Origin of the sequence: Fusobacterium sp., assembly GCF_032477075.1 — a bacterium.
Classification (GTDB): domain Bacteria; phylum Fusobacteriota; class Fusobacteriia; order Fusobacteriales; family Fusobacteriaceae; genus Fusobacterium_A.
In genome coordinates, this window is record NZ_JAWDXO010000001.1 from 139,246 (window position 1) to 159,222 (window position 19,977).

Here is a 19,977-nt window from a genome sequence, read left to right on the forward strand (position 1 = left end):
AAGAGTTTTCCTTTATTCAGAGTATGTTTTACTAAAAGAGCTTTAAAGAAGATAGTTGATATCTAAAAATTCTTACTTTTTAATACAACTAATCAATATTCTTCTAAATTATTGTAATAAGATTTTCATAGTGACTTTTTCTAGATAAAATAAGTAAATTTTAACATTTTTAATGGAAAATATTATTTTAGTAAAATTTATATCTTTATCAATGACTTCAAAAAGTAATATTAACTTAACAAAATATCTACAAAATTTATAATAGATTTTTTATTTTAATATACTCATCTTAAAAAGAAAGTTAAAATGATGGATAGCATATAGTTATTATATACAATAAATTTTGAAAAAAAGCAATAAAAAATATTTTATTTGTGTTTAAATACTATGAAGAAAACTTGCAAAAATGTATAAATTAAGGTAATTTACCTTCTGATTATTGAAAAGCTAGAAAACACTGTATTTCCTAGCTTTCATTTAACAGATAAACCATATAAAGTTGTATAAAATCGTATAAAACTTTGTAGGTTGCACCCAAATAGTACCCAAATCTTAAATTAAATCTATGGCTTTTTTAAGCTCCTCAATATCTTTGTGAGTATAAATCTTTTCAGTCATATCATAATTACTGTGCCCAATAATTTTAGCTATTGATACTTTGTTTGCATCAGCATTACTCAATAAACTAGCAAAGGTATGCCTACAATCATGAATAGTGTGTTCCATATCTAATTTATCCATCAATTTTTTAAAGTATGTTGAGTATGTTTGATAAGATAATTCTTTTTCTTTTTTACTGATAATAAGATATTCATTACTTAGGGACATTCTGGCTTTGATAAATGGCAGTATTTTCATGTTGATAGGAATAAGCCTATTCTTTCCTGCTTCTGTTTTTATTCCACCTCTTATAGTCCTATTCTCAAGGTCTATATCCTGATTTTTAATAGTTAAAAGTTCTCCCACTCTCATACCAGTATATATCATAATTAGTATTGTATCTATCCATTCTAATTCTTTATATTTCCAAAGCTTAGTTATTTCCTCATCAGTAAAGATTTTTCTTTCAAGTATCTTTTCAACCTTTCCTAACTCTATAAATTGGGTATAATCCTTCTCTATTATATCATATTTTAAAGCATACTTAAATAATTGGTTGAGCATCCTTTTTATGTTTCTTTTACTAGATTCTGATAACTCAAGATTATTCATAAACTCTTGAAGGTGCATTGTCTTGAGTTGTGCTATCTTTCTATCTTTTAAAGGTTTAAAATGTGTATAGTTGCTTTCATAATTGCTCTGTGAAAGCTTTGAGAGTTTTTTAAAGTGCATCTCTTTCCATCTGTTATAAATATCATCTATAGTTAAATTTTCAACTTCAATATTATATGGATCAAATTTAAAAGTTATAAGGTTTTCTAGTGCTTCTTTTCTAGTTTCAAAGTATCCAACTGTTTTCCTAATCTGTCTACCTTTGCAGATATCAAAGCCTATTGTTTTAATAGCTCTCCAAGGCTTGCGTCTATTTCCAGTAACTTTATAGACAGTTCCAAAGCCATTTGGATTCTTCATATAATCACGCTCCTTTATAAAATAACCAAGGTGTGATATAATACAATTGGTGGTTGTTTATATGTAACCTTGGTTATATATTTACTCCTGCAGCTCCTACTAAATAATAGGAGCTGTTTTTTTTTATTTTCCTCCTACCAGTCTATTAAAGCATTTTTTGCATAAACCATTAACTGTACTTGTACATCTGTTACAGTTGTATCACAAAACAACTTAAAAGTATTTTCTGTACTTGCTACTAGTTTCACATAGTTATTTGTACTTGCAGATGTTGCAGTGGCTGTTGCTATTGCATTTATTGGAAATGGTAAAAAATATTCTACTCCTGCTGGATTTGCTGTTAATAAATGTTGAAATATGATTGAAACCAGTTGTCCCCTTACTTGTCTGTATGTTACTGTAAATCCTTGCGTTGGTGTTAGTACTGTTACAGCTTGAGAAAATGTAGTCCTTAATATATCTATCAGTGAACTACCTGAAAAATAATTATAATCTACATAATTAATATCAATATCTGCTGTACATACAAAAAGTGAATCACTTGTATTGCTTATGTATATCTTTCCTTTTTGCTTTAGACCTGCTGTCTGGATATATCCACCAAAGTTATTTCCTAGCACAAGAGAATATGCATCACTCAGAGCTTTAGCTGTTACAAGCTTATTTGTATCACTCTCATTAAAACTATCTGTCTTATTTAGATTAAATCCTGTATTTTTTACTGATATTTTAGGTTCATAATCAGCTTTTGTCTTTTGATTAAAATTATATAAAGCTTTTGCTGTTACAAGTTTATTTATATCATCTAATTCATAGCTATTTGTTTTATCTAAATTAAATCCAGTTTTTTTATCTATAAGATCTTCTTTTTTATCAAGTTCAATGTTTAGCTTTTCCTCATCTACCCACAAGTCTTTTCCTGTATAATTTACTGTTGTTACTGGTGTAGATGACACCTCAATATTCAAAATATTTTTATATTTCATAGGTTTAGAACTATCAGGTACATAAGTTCCATTGTCTTTTCCTATATACCAGTAAAGTACTGATGTCCCGTTATCATTTACAAATATTGCTATCTCTGTAAGATAAAAACCTGTAGTTAAACTCTCATTACTTACTTGTACAGTCATCCTCAGCTTTCTTTCCACTTGCTGTATATCAGATATTTCCACTTCCATTTTCCCTGATATTATATCTGTAAGTTCTGCTGGATCTGTCCCATCAGGAATTGTCCCATTTCCTACTTTTGCTTTTAAAAATTCTATTGGTAGATTGTTTGCCTGTCTTGCAGCTAAATATGCTGCTCCTGCATTTGTTAAGCCATTATAAGCCATCTATTATCACCTCTTCTATTATTTGTATTTCACTGACAATTGACCAATTTCATTTTCAAGTGCTGAAAGTTCACTTAATGAATATTTTATACATGGGGTATTAATGTAATTACTGAAATAGTTATTTTTATACATATCCAGTTTTTTAATTGTTTCATTGATTTCAGTTTTTGAATTTAATTTTTTAAAAGTTTTTGGGTAATTGTCACATGAATATCCATTTAATTCCATTTCTCTTTTTAAAAGGTTCATTGTTTTAAATTCCTCTTCAAAGTTTTGAGAGATAGAATGAAGTTCTTCATCTGTTAATTTAGTATTTAAATTTTTTAAAAGAATTAAAACATCATTTAAATTTAATAGATTTTCACTTTTACCAGTGATATTGTTTGAGTCTATATATTCTTGAATAGCTGATGCAACTTTATTATTTGCTTCTTTTACATCTTCAGCATATTGAATTAAAAGTATTGATTCTAGCTCTTCTTTTCCTTCAGAAGTATATTTAATATCCTTTTTTATTTCTTCTAATGCACTTAAATATTTATTTCTTGCTATTTCTAAAATATTTGCAATATTATTAATTTTCTCTGTAAGTTTCATAAATTATCATCTCCTAATCATCTTTATCGCACTATCTTTGAATATTTTATCAATTACCTTTTGGTCACCTTTATTTTCCAGAGTTTCTATTATCAAATGTAATTCTTCAGTTGTACATTCTTTAATAACTCTTTGGTACATATCTTCACTTATCATTTCAATCATATCATCAATAATGATAATACAGTTATCTTTATTTAGTAGTTCTATATATTTATTAAGCTGCTTTTCATTTTTTATAATAAAGTCTTTTCTTTTATGCTCTTGTGAGGTTTCAGCAACACTATAACTGCCATTAGATAGCTTCTCAATTAAAATAAGAACTGGTTTTTCTTTAATTTTTATCTCTTTTTGAACTGCTTCCACATGCTTTAATAAAGTTTTGTAGTTAAGTTTTCTTGCTTTCATTTAACCACCTTTCTATATCTTCCAATTTCTTAGTGATCTTCTCCTGGTCATACATACATTGTCCAAGCTCAATTATTTTACTACTGGCACTTACTCTACTGCTTTGAGGTGCTTCTTTATCTTGTGCTATTGATCTAAGAACTTCAATTGCTTCTAAACTGTATGCTTGAGCCTTTTTCATAGTTTCTTTAAACATTTTTTCTTTTTGTTCAATTACCAGTTGTTGAAATGCTTCATCTTTTTTTAGTCTATAGAGTGTTGCTTCACTAATGTTATTTTTTTTACAAACTTCTAAATTGGTAGTACATAAAAGTAGGTCAAGTGCTATTTGTTCCCTGTTATACTTAGCTGTCATTATATAATCACTCTCCTATTTTTCTGAAATACTATCATTTCTTTTCAATTTCTTTTATTCTGCTGTTTTTTCTACAAATTGGTTTTCTGTTTTTTCAAGAGTACTTAAATATATTGAAGTTCTTAGTCCTCCATTTGCATCATTAATAGATTTACTAAAATATTCATTTTCAAATTCTTTTATTTTTTTTAAAAACTCTCTTTTAACTGTATATGTTTTAAAATCTTTGAAAGTTTCATTATATTTTTCTAAAATATCTCCACCATCTGTCTTTACCCTTCTATATAATAGTTCCATAAGCAGCATATTGCTTTTAAATGGCTTTGCTAACTCATTAAGCTCACTATCTTCTAGGGAAATACTTCCTAAAAGGTTTATGACACTATTGAGAGCCCCTGTGTGTTCAACACTAGGAATGATTTCTACTTTTCCTTGCTGCTCATTTATATAATCCTGAATAAGCTGCTTTCTTTTCCCTTCAAATTTTTCAACTATAGTAGAATATTCTTTATTAGTTTTTAATGTAAGGTCTGCTATATATTCTCCTGAATATTTTCCACTGCTTCTTTTTTGCTGTATTTCTGTAAGCATAGCTATTCTTGTGTTTTCCATTTCTTTTATTAGTTCTTTTAATTTATTTGTTAAGCTCATTTTATTCCCTCCATATTTTTTACTTTATTTTTTAATACTGTTGCCACTTGTGTTGAATACTTTTAATCATGATGTATCAAATATCATAGTCATTCTCCTTTATTATAGATTTCTTTCTGAAATAACTTTTACAACTCTACCTTCTATTTTTACATTTTCAAATTCTTCTTTCTTGTGATCCTCTATCATTTTAATAAAAGCTTTACCATTATAAGTGAATGCATAAATTTCCCCTTCTTGAATTTCTGTATATGTAGAGTCTACTAGGACAACCTCCCCATCTAATATATGTGGCTTCATACTGTCCCCTACTACTTTCAAAAGCAAGTGATTAAATGAGGTCATAAGTTTTCACCTGCCATGGCTTCCAGTACAGTGATATATCCTTTTCTGATTAGCTGGTCCAGGTATTCAAAACAATTTATTTTCTGTTCTCTTAAATCTTTATATTTCATATTTTCACTTCTCCTTTATTGACATTTAGGAGTTTTTCAGCTATAATAAAATAAATTGTGTGGAATTTTTATTTTGGAGCCGTGATATTGGTAGTATCACGGTTTTTTATTTTATTTAGCATAAAATACCTCCAGTTGATATATTAACAATCACTCTTACAAAAGTGTATTTTAGACTTCATATAGTCTTCTACTGATACAGCCCTTTCTATAAATACATCTTTTAATACTGCTCCCCTAACAGTTCCAGCCCCACAGATATATTTAAGTTTTTTCTCTATCGGAATACTTTTACTTACAACCTCATCAATAAGATCTGTTTCACTTTTTTCAACTTTTGCACCAGATATATTTCTATAGTGTAAGTATGCCTCTTTTAAGTATTTCTTTATTTTCTTTTTATTTTTTACAGTTTTTAATTTCTTTAAGGTCATTTCTAGGTATGGCATGTCTTTAGGCTCTGGTGTAATTAATTGGTCATCATGGTCAGTCAATACAATCATTATTTTTCACTCCTTTCTAAATATTATTCAGTTTGTATTAATTTCTGAAATTCTTTTTCATCTAGCTCATATATTAATTTTTCATCTAAATATATCTTTTTAATCATTATAAGTTCATCACCTGATTTATAATACCCCCAAGTGTGTTCAATATTTTTAAATGTATAAAGGTCTTCTCTATCAATAGTAATGCAATTTTCTCTTATTTCAACATGACTTATTTTTGAGTAAGATGTTATTGTATCAAATATTAAAAGTCCCACATCTCTTTCTATGTAATGCAAAACTAATAATTCTAATTTTAATGAAAATTTTTCATTCATACTTTTTCTCCTTTTTATTTCGTCAACTACAAAAAACAAAGTGCTATATAATATTATGTATTAGGTGCTGTAGACAGTATTAGGTTGTGTATTATTCCCCCTAATATGCCCTAATCTACCTATTTTATATTTATATATAAAAGTTTGTAGTATAAGTAGTTATATATAGTAAAGCCTCTTATTTTAGGACTTAGAGTTGACTACATTGAATGTAGTCATCACGTAGTCATTGTAGTCATTTTTTGACTACAAACTTTTTTCTAATTTTGAAGTTTGTAGTTAATTTATTTTAATTTTGTAAATATTCTTTGTTGCCCATAAGGTTCCTGTTTTCTAGGTGTTTTTACTCTTTCCCAGTTTTTTAAACTGGATAAGAAGTTATTTATTTCTATGGAGTTTTTTCTATTTAAAAGTTTGGGATCACCACCTAAACATTCAACCCATATTTCAACAGCACAAACTTTTGTTCTTTCTACCAGTGTTGTACTATCAATCCCTGTAATTCTCTCAGGATTTGAATATCCCTCAATATAAGCCTTTCTAAAGCTTATATCTTTTTTATCCCAATCTATTGGAATAGGTATTTCTAAATAGTCTAAAATCATCCCTTCAAGATGGTTGGCTTCTTTATGGTCTTCCTGTTCTCTCTGAGCTATCTCAAGAGCTTCACCAGTTAAATATAATTCCTCCCCTAACTGCCAGTAACAAAATGCCTCAGCCCATATTTGATCTACTTCTTCAGGAAGTTCTTTGAATATGTTTTTAACTGGTTGGTAAATCATTAAATCAATAGGTAGAAATCTTCTATTTCCTGTACTATCTCTTAAAAACTCACTGCTATTAGTAGTACCAAAGAATATGCATCTTCTAGGAAACTTCTCAGTTCTTCGTTCATATGCTCCCCTGAATATATCTTCTACTTTACTTAAAAAGAGTTTTACTGCATTCAACTCACTCCTATTCATAGAGGCGAGTTCTCCAACCTCAATTATCCATACACCTTGAATACTTTCATATGCTTCTTTACCTTCAAATGTTTGCAAACTATCAGAAAACCAGTTTACACCAAGCATTCTTAAAAAAGTACTCTTTCCAATTCCTTGTGGTCCTGAAAGTATAGGCATATAATCCCATTTGATATATAATCCCATTGCCCTAGCAACAGCAGCCACTAAAGACTTTCTCATTGTTGCTCTTGTATATGGATTGTCCTCTGCTCCCAGGTAATCGTGGAATAATGTATCTACTCTTTCAATCCCATCCCACTGTAGACTTTCTAAATATTTTTTAATTTTATTTACTTTATATTTATGTGAATAAGTTATGAAGCCATCATCAACTTTCTTGTCTCCAACAATACCATATCTAGATTCAAGATATGTTCTAAATCCTGCATCATCAACATTATCCCATATTCTTTCTTTAGTAATCTTATTCCAAGGGAGAGCATCTAATACCAAAGTTCTATGCGAAAACTCATCATATACCATTCTTCCTTTTAACTGTTCATCATTTTCTAGAATAGTAATTATATTTTCTCTAGTACTTTTAATATTTCCATTACTATCTGTTTTTAAAAGTGTAACCCAATCTATATTCTCATCTTTAAAATCCTCTGCAGCGCTTACTTTTTCTTTTAACATTAAAGTTTTTACTTTTTCATCTTCCAACATAAGTTTGCTCATAGCTTTAAAACTGGGAAGCCTATTAACAGGTGTTCCTTCTTTGGCTTCATCATCTAAATCCTTAAACTTGTGAAGTCTTACAAGGTCAAAAGCATTACAAAGTTTCATACTAGCTGGATCAGTTGCATGATGACTGTATAGGAATAACCCATCTTCATATAAAATGGCTCCACCAAATGTGCTTCCTCCAGTAAAGGTTAATCTATCACTATCCTCATGTATCTCATATGCATCAGGAATATATTTTTCTATAGCTTCAATGATTGTATAGCTCTTACAAAATGCACCTATTATCCCAGTTTTATCCAGTGGATTTTCTTGTTTTTTTCTTAAACTGGCAATTGTTTTTTCACTTCCTGGAACTTGTGGCCACTCTGCTACATCCTGCCAGTCTTTATACATTCCAAGTATTCCATCTACATTTAAAAAAGCTTTATCCTCATATGCATACACATAACTACTATCGCTGCTACAGCTTGGCCAATACATGAGCCTAGTCACTTGAAAGGTAGTAGGGTCGCATAATGCAATCCCTATCATACTTGCCAGTTTTCTTGCTGCTGGCTCATATTCATCAGGAGTTAATGTTCTATTCCCTGGAATAAGTATTCTTAATCTAGGTTTGTAATCACTATGCTTTCTAGTAGAATACACAGCATAAGCACACCCTAACCCGCCAATCTTCTTTAATACTTCTTGTGTCTGTCCTGCTTCAATATTATCTAGGTCTAGTGCTATTATGTCTCTTCCTGATGCTCCTTTTTTTCTATTATTATCTATAAGTTCTCCACCAACAAATCCCCCTACATCTTTTAAATTATCCTGCTTGCTCTTTGGGTATTTTAAATATTCCTCCAAAGTTTCAGGAGATCTTACTGGTGTTTTTAACTTTTCTATCAGCTCAGACCAGTATATTTTCTGCTTGGTCCATATAACAGCAAACCTGTTACCAGCTGAACTGATGGTTATTTCTCTATCAAATTTCAACTTGGCCACCTCCTTAACTTTCGTATTTAACTGTTTGCAGTTGTCAGTTACAACCTCGCTTGTACTTTCCTAACACATTGGGAATTTAATCCTCTTGCTCAATAAGTTCAGTTACATCTACTTCTAGAGCTTTGGCTATTTTGCCTACAGAAGATAATAAAATGTCATTACCTTTAATAGCATTTTTGATAGTTGTTTCACTTAATCCACTAATTTCTGTTAATTGTGGTCTATCTAGGCACTTTCTAGCCATACATATCTGCATTTTTCTACCATTTAACTTCATATTTTAAAACCTCCTTATAAAATTTCTTGCCGATATTACCGGTACATATTTTTATTATACACTACTTTTTTAATTTGTCAACCGATATTACCGGAAAATTATTTTTTTTATTTTTTTAATGGTATAATAATTAAAAATAGAGAACTTTAATGGAGGGTAGAATAAATGAAAATAGAAAAACAATATATCATATTGGGGCAAAGGCTGAGAGAGTTAAGAGAAGAAAAAGGAATTCCACAATTAAAAGTTGCTCAAGATTTAAGTTTTCCAAAGTCATCTTATCAAGGATATGAGTCTGCTTCAGCTAGATTGTCACTAGAAGCATTAGATAAATTAGCTTTCTATTTTAATGTTTCTATAGACTATTTACTTGGGAAAACAGATATAAGAACACCATACCCTCATAGTGATGAAGATTTTTATATGCTATATGGTAAAGTTCCAAAAAGAGCCCCAGTAGATTGGAAAAGTGTAGATAAAAATATAAATCTTGAAAAAATAAAAAAGGAATATAGTGACTTTAAATTATTTATTAGTCTATTAGAATATTTTGGATATAGTACAGAAACTGTAAGTGATCCAGAAGGAGATGAGGGATATTTATTTTTATCAAAGAATGGTAAAAGGTTTGAATTGAAACTACCAGAAGATCAAAACAAGATATTGAAAGATATTGAATTATATACTGAATTATTGTTAATACGTGATAAACTTGTGGAATAAGTTTCATTTCATAGAATAATAAAAACCTAAGTTAAAATTCTAAAAGGAGTTGGGGAATGGCACTAAAAACAGGAGAGGTAATAAAATTTAATAGAACTAAAAATTTTGAATACCTAAAAGCTTTAGGTAGAGGTGGAACAGGAGATACCCATTTATTTTTAGATAAGACTACAGATATTAAATTTGCTATAAAAAAATATACTCCTATTCAAACTGAATTTGTAAAAGAGTTGTATGACAGATTTGTGAATGAAATAAAAATTTTATTTAATATATCCCACCCAAACATAGTGAGAATTTATAATTATTATCTTTATCAAGAGTCTTATCTTGGGTATTTACAGATGGAATATATAGATGGAGTACCAATAGATCAATATGATCCTTGGGATTTTGATAAACAGTGGGATGAGATTTTTATTGAAACAATATCAGCTTTTAGATATTTAGAATCTAAAAATATTCTTCATAGAGATATAAGGCCTGCAAATATTATGATTTCTCATGAACAAGAGGTCAAGGTAATAGATTTTGGTTTTGGAAAACTTTTAAATTCAATTGAAAAAAAAAGTGACAGTGTTTTTCTCAACTGGCCTGTGAGTGAGTTACCAAAAGAAATAGCGATAGATAAGACATACACTCTTCAATCAGAAATATTCTTTTTGGGAAAAATATTTAATTCAATTTTAAAAGAAAAAGAACAATTAGAAAAATTTAAATATAGATTTATTTTAGATAAAATGACTAAGATATACCCAGAGGAAAGATACAAAACTTTTACAGAAATAGAACAGGAAATTTCATCAGGGTTATTTTTAGGAATTTCATTTAATGATAATGAAAGAGAATGTTATTCTCAATTTGCTAGTGTTCTTGAGAAAGTAATAGCCCACTACAATGATAATTATGAGACAAATATGGATTTTCAATCCATTTTAAATAGTTTAAACAGCTTAATTACTAGAAATATGCTAGAAGAATATATTCAGAAAAATGATGAATTGATAAGAATTTTTATAAAAAGTTCTTACAGTTATTTTTCTTATAATCTTATTAAATTTGAAGTTGTAAAGAATTTTTATACCTTTTTTTATACTCTTGAAGCAAAAAAGCAAATGATAGTATTAGATAATTTATATTCTAGATTATCAAAAATTGAGATAAAAAAGGAAGAAAATTTTTATGATGATGATGACGAATTTCCATTCTAAACACAGAAAAATAATGCATCAAATGGGGAGGAATTAAATGATTGATCCAGGTACAGCACTTGAACTTGTAAAAACTGGTGCAGGAACACTTAGTCAATATATAGTTAGTGATCCAGTTACAGCAATAGCAAACCTTTGTACAATCACAGGTTATAGTTTAAGAGACTTAAAAGGATTACTTAACTTTAATAAATGGGGGAAAAAGTTTGAGGAAAAATTTCCAAATGGATTAGAAACAGAAGTGCAAGAGACTATATTAAGTGATTGCTTTATAGAATTAGAAGATTATATCAAAAATAGTAGTAATCTTGATGACAATGTATTTGAAAAGATAGGAGATTTATTAATCCATGGCTTAGAGAATGAAGATTTATTGACAAGAGAATATATCAGAATTCTAAAACAATTGACTTGGATAGAATTGCAAATATTTTTAGAATTGTATAATGCTAGTTATGAAAAGAAAACAACATCTAAAGGAATGATACTTTCTCTGATGGACCATCATACTGAAGAAACTATAAATTATTTAATTAAAAAGTTAAATTATCCAATAGAGCTTATTCAAGAAATAATGGATAAATTATTTGATATAAATCTATTTAAGGAAAGAGGAATGGGAGCTCAAGGGGAAACAAATTATCCATTGATTAGAAATCAATATGGAACTCTTAAACCAAAATCAGGGACATATATTATAAAATATTATATGTATAGCAGCTTAGGAGAAGCTATTTATAATTTATTAAAAAAGGAATTCTAGCTCAAAAACTGAATAACAAAGCAAACTTAAATTAAATGAGTTTTGCCCTGTTGGAGTCTCCAATATATTTTGGAGGCTCTTTATTTTTAATGCTCAACGCATTTTTGCGTTCAGTAGGTTAGCTAAATTTTCAGCAGGCTCTTTATTTTATATGTGAGGGGGTCGGAAGATATTCCGAAGCCAGTCTATAAGGTCGTTCAGAGAATCTTCCGAACGGACTATTTAAGCAAAGTTTCGGAAAAAGGTTTCCGAATTTTAATTATTATGAACTTTCCGAACTCCCTAAAAGTAAGTTATTACCTGGGCGGAAAGTTCCGCTGAGTTAAATATCTATAATAGAACTGCCCCGAAAGTTCGGGTGAGCTAAATATATGACCCGCCGGAAATATTTCCTTCGGCTATTTATCTTGACATGAGGTAAGGGAAATTTTTCCTAGTGAGATTTCTTCTTTAAATTCAATTCCCTGAAATTTAGGGATTTGGTTATTATCTATAAGACTATCACAATATAATAGAAATTCCATTTCTGGCATTTTCTCGGGAAAATATGGGGGATGCGGTATTGAGAATTCTTACTCAAAACTTTTTTTATCTCCCCCATGGGTATATACTTCTAAAATTAATTTTAAGGCTTTCCTTTTCTCCATATATGGTTGGTATGTTTTACACTTTGAAGCTCTATTAGCTTTTAACCAGGGAAAAATTTCTCTGGTTTACTTTTTGCTATCCACATTCATATTTACTCATAGAAATGGCTTTGTCATGAGCTAGTTTTACCACTTCAAAGACTTCACTTGATAAATACTCAAGTAATAAATAAAAAGGCTTTAAAATGGAAAATAGAAGCTCTAGAAATAAATACCAGTATTCCAATAAAAAAAGTCCATATAAATTATATAGACTCATCAAAAATTGATTCTAAACAAGCTACTCCAAATGATATCTTACCATTTTTTAAAGCTGCTGCTATTGTTTTAAAAGGCTCTCCTGTACCTTTGACTGTGTTTTTAAAGTCCTTTCCAAGAACATACTTAGAAGTCAATACTATTCTCTCCAGTTGATCTGGTATTTTATCTATCATTGATAAAACCTCAAACTTTTTATATTCAAGTTCCAGTATTTCTTTTTTAATAGTTTCTATTTTGTGAAGTCTGTCTGTGAGATATTCATTTTCTCTTTTTCCACCCTGTACCTTTTCTTTGAGTGAAATAGAACTCAATCCTTCAATATTGTTTTGTAGTTGTTGCAATTCCTCTTTTTTCTTTTTTATGATCTTCATTATTAACAGATTATTTTCTAAGTCCTTTACTGTCATGATGCACTCCTTAAACTTTAAAATTACTCAAAGCTTTTTTATGTATTCTATATGTTTGAGTGATAGAATATCCCAGTTGTTCAGCTATATCTTCCCAAGTTAAATTTTGAATATATCTTTTTTGAAGTAGCTCTTTTTCTGTTATATCTTCTATTCTAGTAATATCATTACATATTTTTTCTTTGAGTTGTCTCATATTCTCTATTTTATCAAGTATTTGCTTTTCTAAATTTAAAGCTTTCTCAGTTTTCTCAGTTTTTCCATATTTAGATGGGTTATTTAGTTCTTTGATTATTTCTAACTCATGCTTTATTTCTTTATCTAATACATGGACTTGTGATAAATATTTTTTTATATTCATAATTCCTACTCCTATGATGTTGAATGATATATTGCCTTTGTAAAATTGATTTTAAAGCCTTTCATCTATTAAAAAGGTATCAAGCTTTGACTAATATTTAAAATGAGAATATGGGCTTATTAGAGCTTAAAAGAAAAGGTATAAATTATGCCTTTTAGTAGTACCCAAGTAGCACCCATTGAAAATATTTAATAGTCAGTAATACTGATAAATAGAGGACTTGAAGAAAACTTGCAAAAATGTATAAATTAAGGTAAAATATATTAATAGTAAATTTGGTATGTAATCAGGAGTGAAAATAAGATGTTTATAGATGAAGTAATAGTTACAGTCAAAGCTGGTAATGGTGGAGATGGATCAGCAGCTTTCAGAAGAGAGAAGTATATCCAGTTTGGCGGACCAGATGGTGGAGATGGAGGTAATGGAGGTAATGTAATATTTATTGCAGATCCGAATATAAATACTCTGATAGATTTTAAATTTAAAAAAGTATTTAAAGCTGAAAATGGAGAAAATGGACAAAAAAAGCAAATGTATGGAAAAACTGGAGCAGATCTTGTTATAAAAGTACCAGTTGGAACTCAAGTAAGAGATATAGAAACAGGAAAACTTCTTTTAGATATGAATACAGAAGGAGAACCTAGGATACTCTTAAAAGGTGGAAGAGGAGGAGCAGGAAATGTTCACTTTAAATCTTCTACAAGAAAAACCCCAAGAATAGCTGGAAAGGGTAGAGAAGGAGCAGAGATAAAAGTAAAGCTTGAGTTGAAATTATTGGCAGATGTAGCTCTTGTGGGATATCCATCAGTTGGAAAATCAAGCTTTATTAATAAAGTTTCAGCTGCTAATTCTAAAGTTGGAAGTTATCATTTTACTACTCTTGAACCAAAACTTGGAGTAGTAAGACTTGAAGAAGGAAAATCCTTTGTAATAGCTGATATACCAGGACTTATAGAAGGAGCTCATGAAGGGATAGGACTTGGGGATAAGTTTCTTAGGCATATAGAAAGATGTAAAATGATATATCATCTTGTAGATGTTGCTGAAATAGAAGGAAGAGATGCTATTGAGGATTATGAAAAAATAAATGAAGAATTAAAGAAATTCAGTGAAAAACTTTCAGTTAAAAAACAAATAGTGCTTGCTAATAAAATGGATTTATTATGGGATATGGAAAAATATGAAAAATTCAAAGCTCATGTAGAAGCACAAGGTCATGAAGTTTTTCCAGTTTCTGTCATATTAAATGAAGGAATCAAAGAAGTACTCTATAGAAGTTATTCAATGCTTCAGGAAATAGATAGAGAACCACTTGAAGATGAAGTAAACATAAATGAAGTATTAAGAGAAATAAAAGGGGATATGGAGGATTTTGTAATAACTCAAGATGAAGAGGGAACATATGTAATAGAAGGAAGAATATTAGATGAAGTTCTTGCTAAATATGTTATTACTATGGAGGAAGAGTCTATTATTAATTTTCTTCATATGATGAGGTCACTTGGATTGGAAGAAGCTTTGAGAGAAGCTGGAATTCAAGATGGAGATAATGTAAGAATAGCAGATGTAGAGTTTGAATATGTAGAGTAATGAATATATAAAAACATGGAAGCTGAATTTACATTATTCAGCTTTTTTGCGATTTAGAAAGGAAAACAGATGCCAAAAGGGTTAGTTATAGCAGGACCTACAGGAGTAGGAAAAACAGATATATCTATTAAACTAGCAAAATTAATGAAAGCAGATATAATTTCAGCAGATTCAGCCCAAATATATAAAGGAATGGATATAGGAACAGCTAAAATCACTTTAGAAGAAATGCAAGGGATAAAACATTATATGCTTGATATAGCAGAGCCTATAAAAAAGTATAATGTAGGAGATTATCAAAAGAATGTGGATGATATATTAAAGGAGAAAGAAAAAGAAGGAAAAAATATTATTGTAATAGGAGGAACTGGATTATATATAAATTCTATAACAGAAGGGTTATCTTCTTTACCAACAGCTGATTTGGTACTTCGTGAAGAACTTATGAAAAAAGACACAGATGAACTATATAATGAACTTACTGTTGTAGACCCAGAAGCCGCATTTGATATACATAAAAACAATAGACAAAGAGTAGAACGAGCTCTTGAAGTATTCAAACTTACAGGAGAAAAATTTTCAATTCTATCCAGAAGAAATATAAAGGGAAATAATTACAGTTTTATAAAAATAGCATTGAAAAGAGATAGGAATGTTCTTTATGAAAGAATAAACATGAGAGTGGAAATAATGATAAAAACAGGTCTGGAGAAAGAAGTAAGAGAATTGTATGAAAAATATGGAGAAAATTTAAAAAAAATAAATGTCATAGGTTATACACAATTAATAGATTATTTTAACAATAACTGTACCTTTGAAGAAGCAGTGGAAAATATTAAAAGAGATTCAAGGAAATATGCTAAAAGACAGTTTACATGGTTTAAAAATGATCCATCATATACATGGTATGATTTAGATAAAATGAGCGAAGAAGAAATAGTAAATAAAATAACATCTGAATTAAAGTTATGATTAACTGTAATCAAGTGTAATTAAATTCTTGATAAAAACATGGTGATATGGTATTATTAATAGTAATAAGGATTAGGTGTATGTAATTATGAGGAAGATTTTTATTTGGATAATTTCAGTCTTTTTTTTGACAGGATGTTCTAATTTGATAAATAAAAAAGTTGAAAATGAGTATGAAAAACAATATGTATACTTATATGAGAATTGGGATTTAGAAAATCTTAAGAAACAACTTAATGAGAACAAAATGACTCAAGGTAAAAATTCATTGATTATTAAATATCAAAAATTATTAGCTGAGAGAGAAAAAGATAAAATAGCTCTAGAAACATTAATAGAGAGAGTGAAGATAGATTTACAAAGTGGAGATACAAAAAGTTTACAAAAAACGCTTAATTTTTCTTTGAAAAATATTTTTTTAGGAAATGAAATAGAAAAAATAGATTTTTCTCAAACAAATATATTTGTTACTAAGCCCAAATTTTACAAAAAAAATGCTAGTAACATAACTGCATTTAATTTTGAAGATAGAACTATATACTTTGATGTGAAATTTTTATTAGAAAAAGGGGAATGGAAAATAATGGAATTTAAAGAGAGAAGGTGATAGGAGAGTGAAAAATATCATTAGGATGTCAATCCCATCTTCTTTAGAGAATTTATCTCTTATTAGAGCTTTGGTAAAAACTTATTTAGAAGTTCAACATATAAATGAGAAAGATATATTTCAATTGTTGTCTGTTGTAGATGAACTTTCAACAAATGTGGTAGAACATGGATATAAGTATAAACCAGGAGACATTATTCTAGAAATACAGAAGTCAAATGATATAATACAATTGATAGTAGAAGATAATGGAATAGGTTTTGATGAGGAAAAATTAAGTAAAGAAGAAGGTGGAATGGGGCTATATATAGCGAGAACCATAGCTGATAATTTTAAAATTGAAAAAAAGTTAAATGGAACACTTTTTAAGATAGAAAAGAGAATTAAGGAGGCTGTATAAAAAATGGTAGAGAATTTTGATATAATTGAAAAAAATGTTGGGGATATAAAAGTTATAAAAGTAGTTGGAGAATTAGATGCTCTGGTAGCTCCAAAATTAAAAGAAAGAATAACAAAACTTGTTGAAATGGACACAATAAAATTCATAATTGATTTTGAAGATTTAGTTCACATAAACAGTTTAGCTATGGGAATTCTAAGAGGGAAATTAAGAGTGGTAAAAGAAATAGGTGGGGATATAAAACTTATAAAATTAAATGAAAATATTAAAACTATATTTGAAATGATAGGATTAGATGAGATATTTGAAATATATGAAACAGAAGATGAAGCAGTGGAAAGTTTTAAATAAAATAAAAAAATGGAGAAAGGATAAAATATGAATATAGGAATAAGTATAGGATTAGTAATAATCGGACTTAGTATCATCATTTCACTGATGTATAAAAAGTCTGTTATAGATAAAAAAATAAATGAGTTAAATGATTTAGAGGATGAAGTTACAAAATCAAAAATAAAAGCTAAAGAGATAATAGAATTAGCTGAAAAAGAAGCATCAGCTAAAGGAAAAGAAATAGAGCTTAAAGCTAAAGAACATGTATATCAATTAAAAGAAGAAGCTGAAAAAGAGATTAAAAATTCTAAAAATGAACTTCTTCAAAAGGAAGCAAGACTTACTAAGAAAGAGGAAACTCTGGATAATAAGATAGAAAAATTAGAAGTTAAAAGTCAAGAACTTGAAAGAACTACAGAAGAACTTGAATTAAAAAGAGAAGAAATAGATAAAATAAGATTACAGCAAGAGAATGAGCTGGAGAGAATATCTGGACTTTCAAAAGTAGAAGCAAGAGATATTCTTATAGCAAAATTAAGGGATGATCTTACTCATGAAACTGCTGTAGCCATCAAAGAGTTTGAAAGTAAACTTGAAGATGAAAAAGATAGAATATCTAGAAGAATACTTTCAACTTCTATAGGAAAAGCATCAGCTGATTACGTAGTAGATGCGACTGTTTCAGTTGTAAATCTTCCTAATGATGAAATGAAAGGAAGAATAATTGGAAGAGAAGGAAGAAATATAAGAGCTATTGAAGCTTTAACAGGTGTAGACATTATAATAGATGATACTCCAGAGGCAGTTGTACTTTCTAGTTTTGATGGAGTAAAAAGAGAAATAGCAAGAATAGCAATTGAAAAACTTATTACTGATGGAAGAATTCATCCAGGTAAAATTGAAGAAGTAGTAAATAAAGCTAAAAAAGAAATAGAAAAAGAAATAGTAGATGCTGGAGAAGAAGCATTAATTGAATTAGGAATACCAGCAATGCACCCTGAAGTAATAAGAACTTTAGGAAGATTAAAATTTAGAACAAGTTATGGGCAAAATGTACTTACTCACTCAATAGAGGTAGCAAAATTGTCAGCTAATTTAGCAGCTGAGATAGGTGCAGATACAGAATTGGCAAAAAGAGCAGGACTTTTACACGATGTAGGAAAAGTTCTTGAAAATGATATAGAAGCTTCTCATGCTATTATTGGTGGAGAATTTTTAAGAAAATTTGGAGAAAAATCAGATGTAATAAATGCTGTTATGGCTCATCACAATGAAGTTGAATTTGAAACAGTGGAAGCTATACTTGTACAGGCAGCAGATGCTATATCAGCATCAAGACCAGGTGCAAGAAGAGAAACTCTTACTGCTTATCTAAAGAGATTAGAAAATCTTGAAGAAATAGCTAACTCATTTAATGGAGTGGAATCATCTTATGCTATACAAGCTGGAAGAGAGATTAGAATAATAATCAATCCAGATTCTATAAGTGATGATGCAGCTACTAAAATGTCTAGAGATGTAGCTAAAAAAATAGAGGAAACGATGCAGTATCCTGGACAGATAAAAGTTACTATTGTTAGAGAAACTAGAGCAGTAGAATACGCTAAATAAGAAAAAAATACAATAGAAAATAATCGCCCCACTAAAATATTGAACATATATTTTAGTGGGGTTTTAAAATTGAAGAAAAAATGATATAATTTGTGTTGGATAAAATGATATAGAAAGAAGGAATAATATGAAAATTTTAATAGTTGGTGATATAGTAGGAAATCCTGGAAGAGAAACACTTAGAGCATATTTAGAAAGAAAAAGAAAGGATTATGATCTTGTTATAGTGAATGGAGAAAATTCAGCAGCAGGATTTGGAATAACAGGAAAGTTAGCAGATCAGTTATTCAGCTGGGGATGTGATGTTATAACTGGTGGTAATCATATTTGGGATAAAAAAGAATTTTATGATTATTTGGATAAGACAGATAAGGTATTAAGACCAGCAAACTATCCAGATGGGGTACCAGGAACAGGGCATACTATAGTTAAGGATAGAAATGGAAATAAAATTGGGATAATTTCTCTGCAAGGAAGAGTTTTTATGCCACCTATTGACTGCCCATTCAAAAAAGCAAAAGAGTTGATAGAAGAGATAAAAAAAGAAACTAAAATAATTATAATAGATTTTCATGCTGAGGCTACATCAGAAAAAATAGCTATGGGTTGGCATGTAGATGGATATGTTTCAGTAATATATGGAACTCATACTCATATTCAAACAGCAGATAATAAAATACTGCCAGAAGGAACAGGTTATATCACTGATGTTGGAATGACTGGTTCAGATAATGGAGTAATAGGAATGTCTGTTGAATCTATTCTTCCCAAGTTCTTGAATGCACTGCCTCAAAGATTTGAAATAGCTGAAGGAAATGAAAGACTAAATGGGATAGAAGTAGAAATAGATATAGAGACTGGAGAATGTAGAAGTATAGAGAGAGTAAATAAATCACTTACTGAAATAAGTTTTAGTTAATGGAGATGAG

23 protein-coding genes are annotated in these 19,977 nt (G+C 29.2%); 10 read left to right on the forward strand and 13 right to left on the reverse strand.

Annotated features, from left to right (window positions below; all coding sequences use genetic code 11):
- Positions 1–552: 552 nt before the first annotated feature.
- The 11 genes from E6771_RS00655 to E6771_RS00705 all read right to left on the reverse strand — a co-directional run bounded on the left by E6771_RS00655 (position 553) and on the right by E6771_RS00705 (position 9,162).
- Complete coding sequence (locus E6771_RS00655; RefSeq protein WP_316088882.1) at positions 553–1,572, reverse strand: site-specific integrase; 1,020 nt, start codon at positions 1,570–1,572, stop codon at positions 553–555.
- A 134-nt stretch (positions 1,573–1,706) separates the two neighbouring features.
- Positions 1,707–2,909: a hypothetical protein gene (locus E6771_RS00660; protein WP_316088883.1), complete on the reverse strand. Its 1,203-nt coding sequence runs from the start codon at positions 2,907–2,909 to the stop codon at positions 1,707–1,709.
- A gap of 18 nt (positions 2,910–2,927) precedes the next feature.
- Positions 2,928–3,509 carry a hypothetical protein gene (locus E6771_RS00665; protein ID WP_316088884.1) on the reverse strand — a complete coding sequence of 194 codons (582 nt, stop codon included), beginning with the start codon at positions 3,507–3,509 and terminating at the stop codon, positions 2,928–2,930.
- A 6-nt stretch (positions 3,510–3,515) separates the two neighbouring features.
- On the reverse strand, positions 3,516–3,917 hold the full coding sequence (locus tag E6771_RS00670) for a hypothetical protein (protein ID WP_316088885.1): 402 nt from the start codon (positions 3,915–3,917) through the stop codon (positions 3,516–3,518).
- Complete coding sequence (locus E6771_RS00675; RefSeq protein WP_316088886.1) at positions 3,898–4,272, reverse strand: hypothetical protein; 375 nt, start codon at positions 4,270–4,272, stop codon at positions 3,898–3,900. The genes E6771_RS00670 and E6771_RS00675 overlap by 20 nt, the downstream gene beginning before the upstream one ends.
- Before the next feature lie 54 nt (positions 4,273–4,326).
- Positions 4,327–4,923 (reverse strand): hypothetical protein, encoded by a 597-nt coding sequence (locus E6771_RS00680; RefSeq protein ID WP_316088887.1) that lies wholly within the window; start codon positions 4,921–4,923, stop codon positions 4,327–4,329.
- 102 nt (positions 4,924–5,025) lie between these two features.
- Positions 5,026–5,268 (reverse strand): S24 family peptidase, encoded by a 243-nt coding sequence (locus tag E6771_RS00685; protein ID WP_316088888.1) that lies wholly within the window; start codon positions 5,266–5,268, stop codon positions 5,026–5,028.
- Between the two features lie 253 nt (positions 5,269–5,521).
- Positions 5,522–5,881 (reverse strand): hypothetical protein, encoded by a 360-nt coding sequence (locus E6771_RS00690; protein ID WP_316088889.1) that lies wholly within the window; start codon positions 5,879–5,881, stop codon positions 5,522–5,524.
- A gap of 23 nt (positions 5,882–5,904) precedes the next feature.
- On the reverse strand, positions 5,905–6,204 hold the full coding sequence (locus E6771_RS00695; protein WP_270851257.1) for a hypothetical protein: 300 nt from the start codon (positions 6,202–6,204) through the stop codon (positions 5,905–5,907).
- Between the two features lie 284 nt (positions 6,205–6,488).
- Positions 6,489–8,876, reverse strand: a complete 2,388-nt coding sequence (locus E6771_RS00700) for a virulence-associated E family protein (RefSeq protein ID WP_316088890.1) — start codon at positions 8,874–8,876, stop codon at positions 6,489–6,491.
- An 85-nt stretch (positions 8,877–8,961) separates the two neighbouring features.
- Positions 8,962–9,162, reverse strand: a complete 201-nt coding sequence (locus tag E6771_RS00705; protein WP_005949384.1) for a helix-turn-helix domain-containing protein — start codon at positions 9,160–9,162, stop codon at positions 8,962–8,964.
- A gap of 165 nt (positions 9,163–9,327) precedes the next feature.
- On the opposite strand from E6771_RS00705, the gene E6771_RS00710 reads away from it, so the two are divergent.
- The 3 genes from E6771_RS00710 to E6771_RS00720 are packed head-to-tail and all read left to right on the forward strand — an operon-like array spanning position 9,328 to position 11,859.
- Positions 9,328–9,885: a helix-turn-helix transcriptional regulator gene (locus E6771_RS00710; protein WP_316088891.1), complete on the forward strand. Its 558-nt coding sequence runs from the start codon at positions 9,328–9,330 to the stop codon at positions 9,883–9,885.
- Between the two features lie 56 nt (positions 9,886–9,941).
- Positions 9,942–11,096 carry a protein kinase family protein gene (locus E6771_RS00715; protein ID WP_316088892.1) on the forward strand — a complete coding sequence of 385 codons (1,155 nt, stop codon included), beginning with the start codon at positions 9,942–9,944 and terminating at the stop codon, positions 11,094–11,096.
- Positions 11,097–11,133: 37 nt separating this feature from the next.
- Complete coding sequence (locus E6771_RS00720; RefSeq protein WP_316088893.1) at positions 11,134–11,859, forward strand: hypothetical protein; 726 nt, start codon at positions 11,134–11,136, stop codon at positions 11,857–11,859.
- 892 nt (positions 11,860–12,751) lie between these two features.
- Here the strand turns inward: E6771_RS00720 and E6771_RS00725 are convergent.
- Positions 12,752–13,174 (reverse strand): hypothetical protein, encoded by a 423-nt coding sequence (locus E6771_RS00725; protein ID WP_316088894.1) that lies wholly within the window; start codon positions 13,172–13,174, stop codon positions 12,752–12,754.
- A gap of 10 nt (positions 13,175–13,184) precedes the next feature.
- Entirely contained in the window at positions 13,185–13,535 is a 351-nt protein-coding gene (locus tag E6771_RS00730; RefSeq protein ID WP_316088896.1) for a sigma factor-like helix-turn-helix DNA-binding protein, read from the reverse strand.
- Positions 13,536–13,838: 303 nt separating this feature from the next.
- On the opposite strand from E6771_RS00730, the gene obgE reads away from it, so the two are divergent.
- The 7 genes from obgE to E6771_RS00765 all read left to right on the forward strand — a co-directional run bounded on the left by obgE (position 13,839) and on the right by E6771_RS00765 (position 19,967).
- Positions 13,839–15,125 carry a GTPase ObgE gene (obgE, locus tag E6771_RS00735; RefSeq protein ID WP_316088897.1) on the forward strand — a complete coding sequence of 429 codons (1,287 nt, stop codon included), beginning with the start codon at positions 13,839–13,841 and terminating at the stop codon, positions 15,123–15,125.
- Between the two features lie 69 nt (positions 15,126–15,194).
- Entirely contained in the window at positions 15,195–16,097 is a 903-nt protein-coding gene (gene miaA / locus E6771_RS00740; protein WP_316088899.1) for a tRNA (adenosine(37)-N6)-dimethylallyltransferase MiaA, read from the forward strand.
- Positions 16,098–16,242: 145 nt separating this feature from the next.
- Positions 16,243–16,704, forward strand: a complete 462-nt coding sequence (locus E6771_RS00745; RefSeq protein ID WP_316088901.1) for a hypothetical protein — start codon at positions 16,243–16,245, stop codon at positions 16,702–16,704.
- Positions 16,705–16,711: 7 nt separating this feature from the next.
- Positions 16,712–17,104, forward strand: a complete 393-nt coding sequence (locus E6771_RS00750; protein ID WP_316088902.1) for an ATP-binding protein — start codon at positions 16,712–16,714, stop codon at positions 17,102–17,104.
- A gap of 3 nt (positions 17,105–17,107) precedes the next feature.
- Positions 17,108–17,455, forward strand: coding sequence for an STAS domain-containing protein (locus E6771_RS00755; RefSeq protein WP_316088904.1), 348 nt, complete (start codon positions 17,108–17,110; stop codon positions 17,453–17,455).
- A 27-nt stretch (positions 17,456–17,482) separates the two neighbouring features.
- On the forward strand, positions 17,483–19,048 hold the full coding sequence (gene rny, locus E6771_RS00760; RefSeq protein ID WP_316088906.1) for a ribonuclease Y: 1,566 nt from the start codon (positions 17,483–17,485) through the stop codon (positions 19,046–19,048).
- A 127-nt stretch (positions 19,049–19,175) separates the two neighbouring features.
- On the forward strand, positions 19,176–19,967 hold the full coding sequence (locus tag E6771_RS00765) for a TIGR00282 family metallophosphoesterase (RefSeq protein WP_316088907.1): 792 nt from the start codon (positions 19,176–19,178) through the stop codon (positions 19,965–19,967).
- The last annotated feature ends 10 nt before the right edge of the window (positions 19,968–19,977 follow it).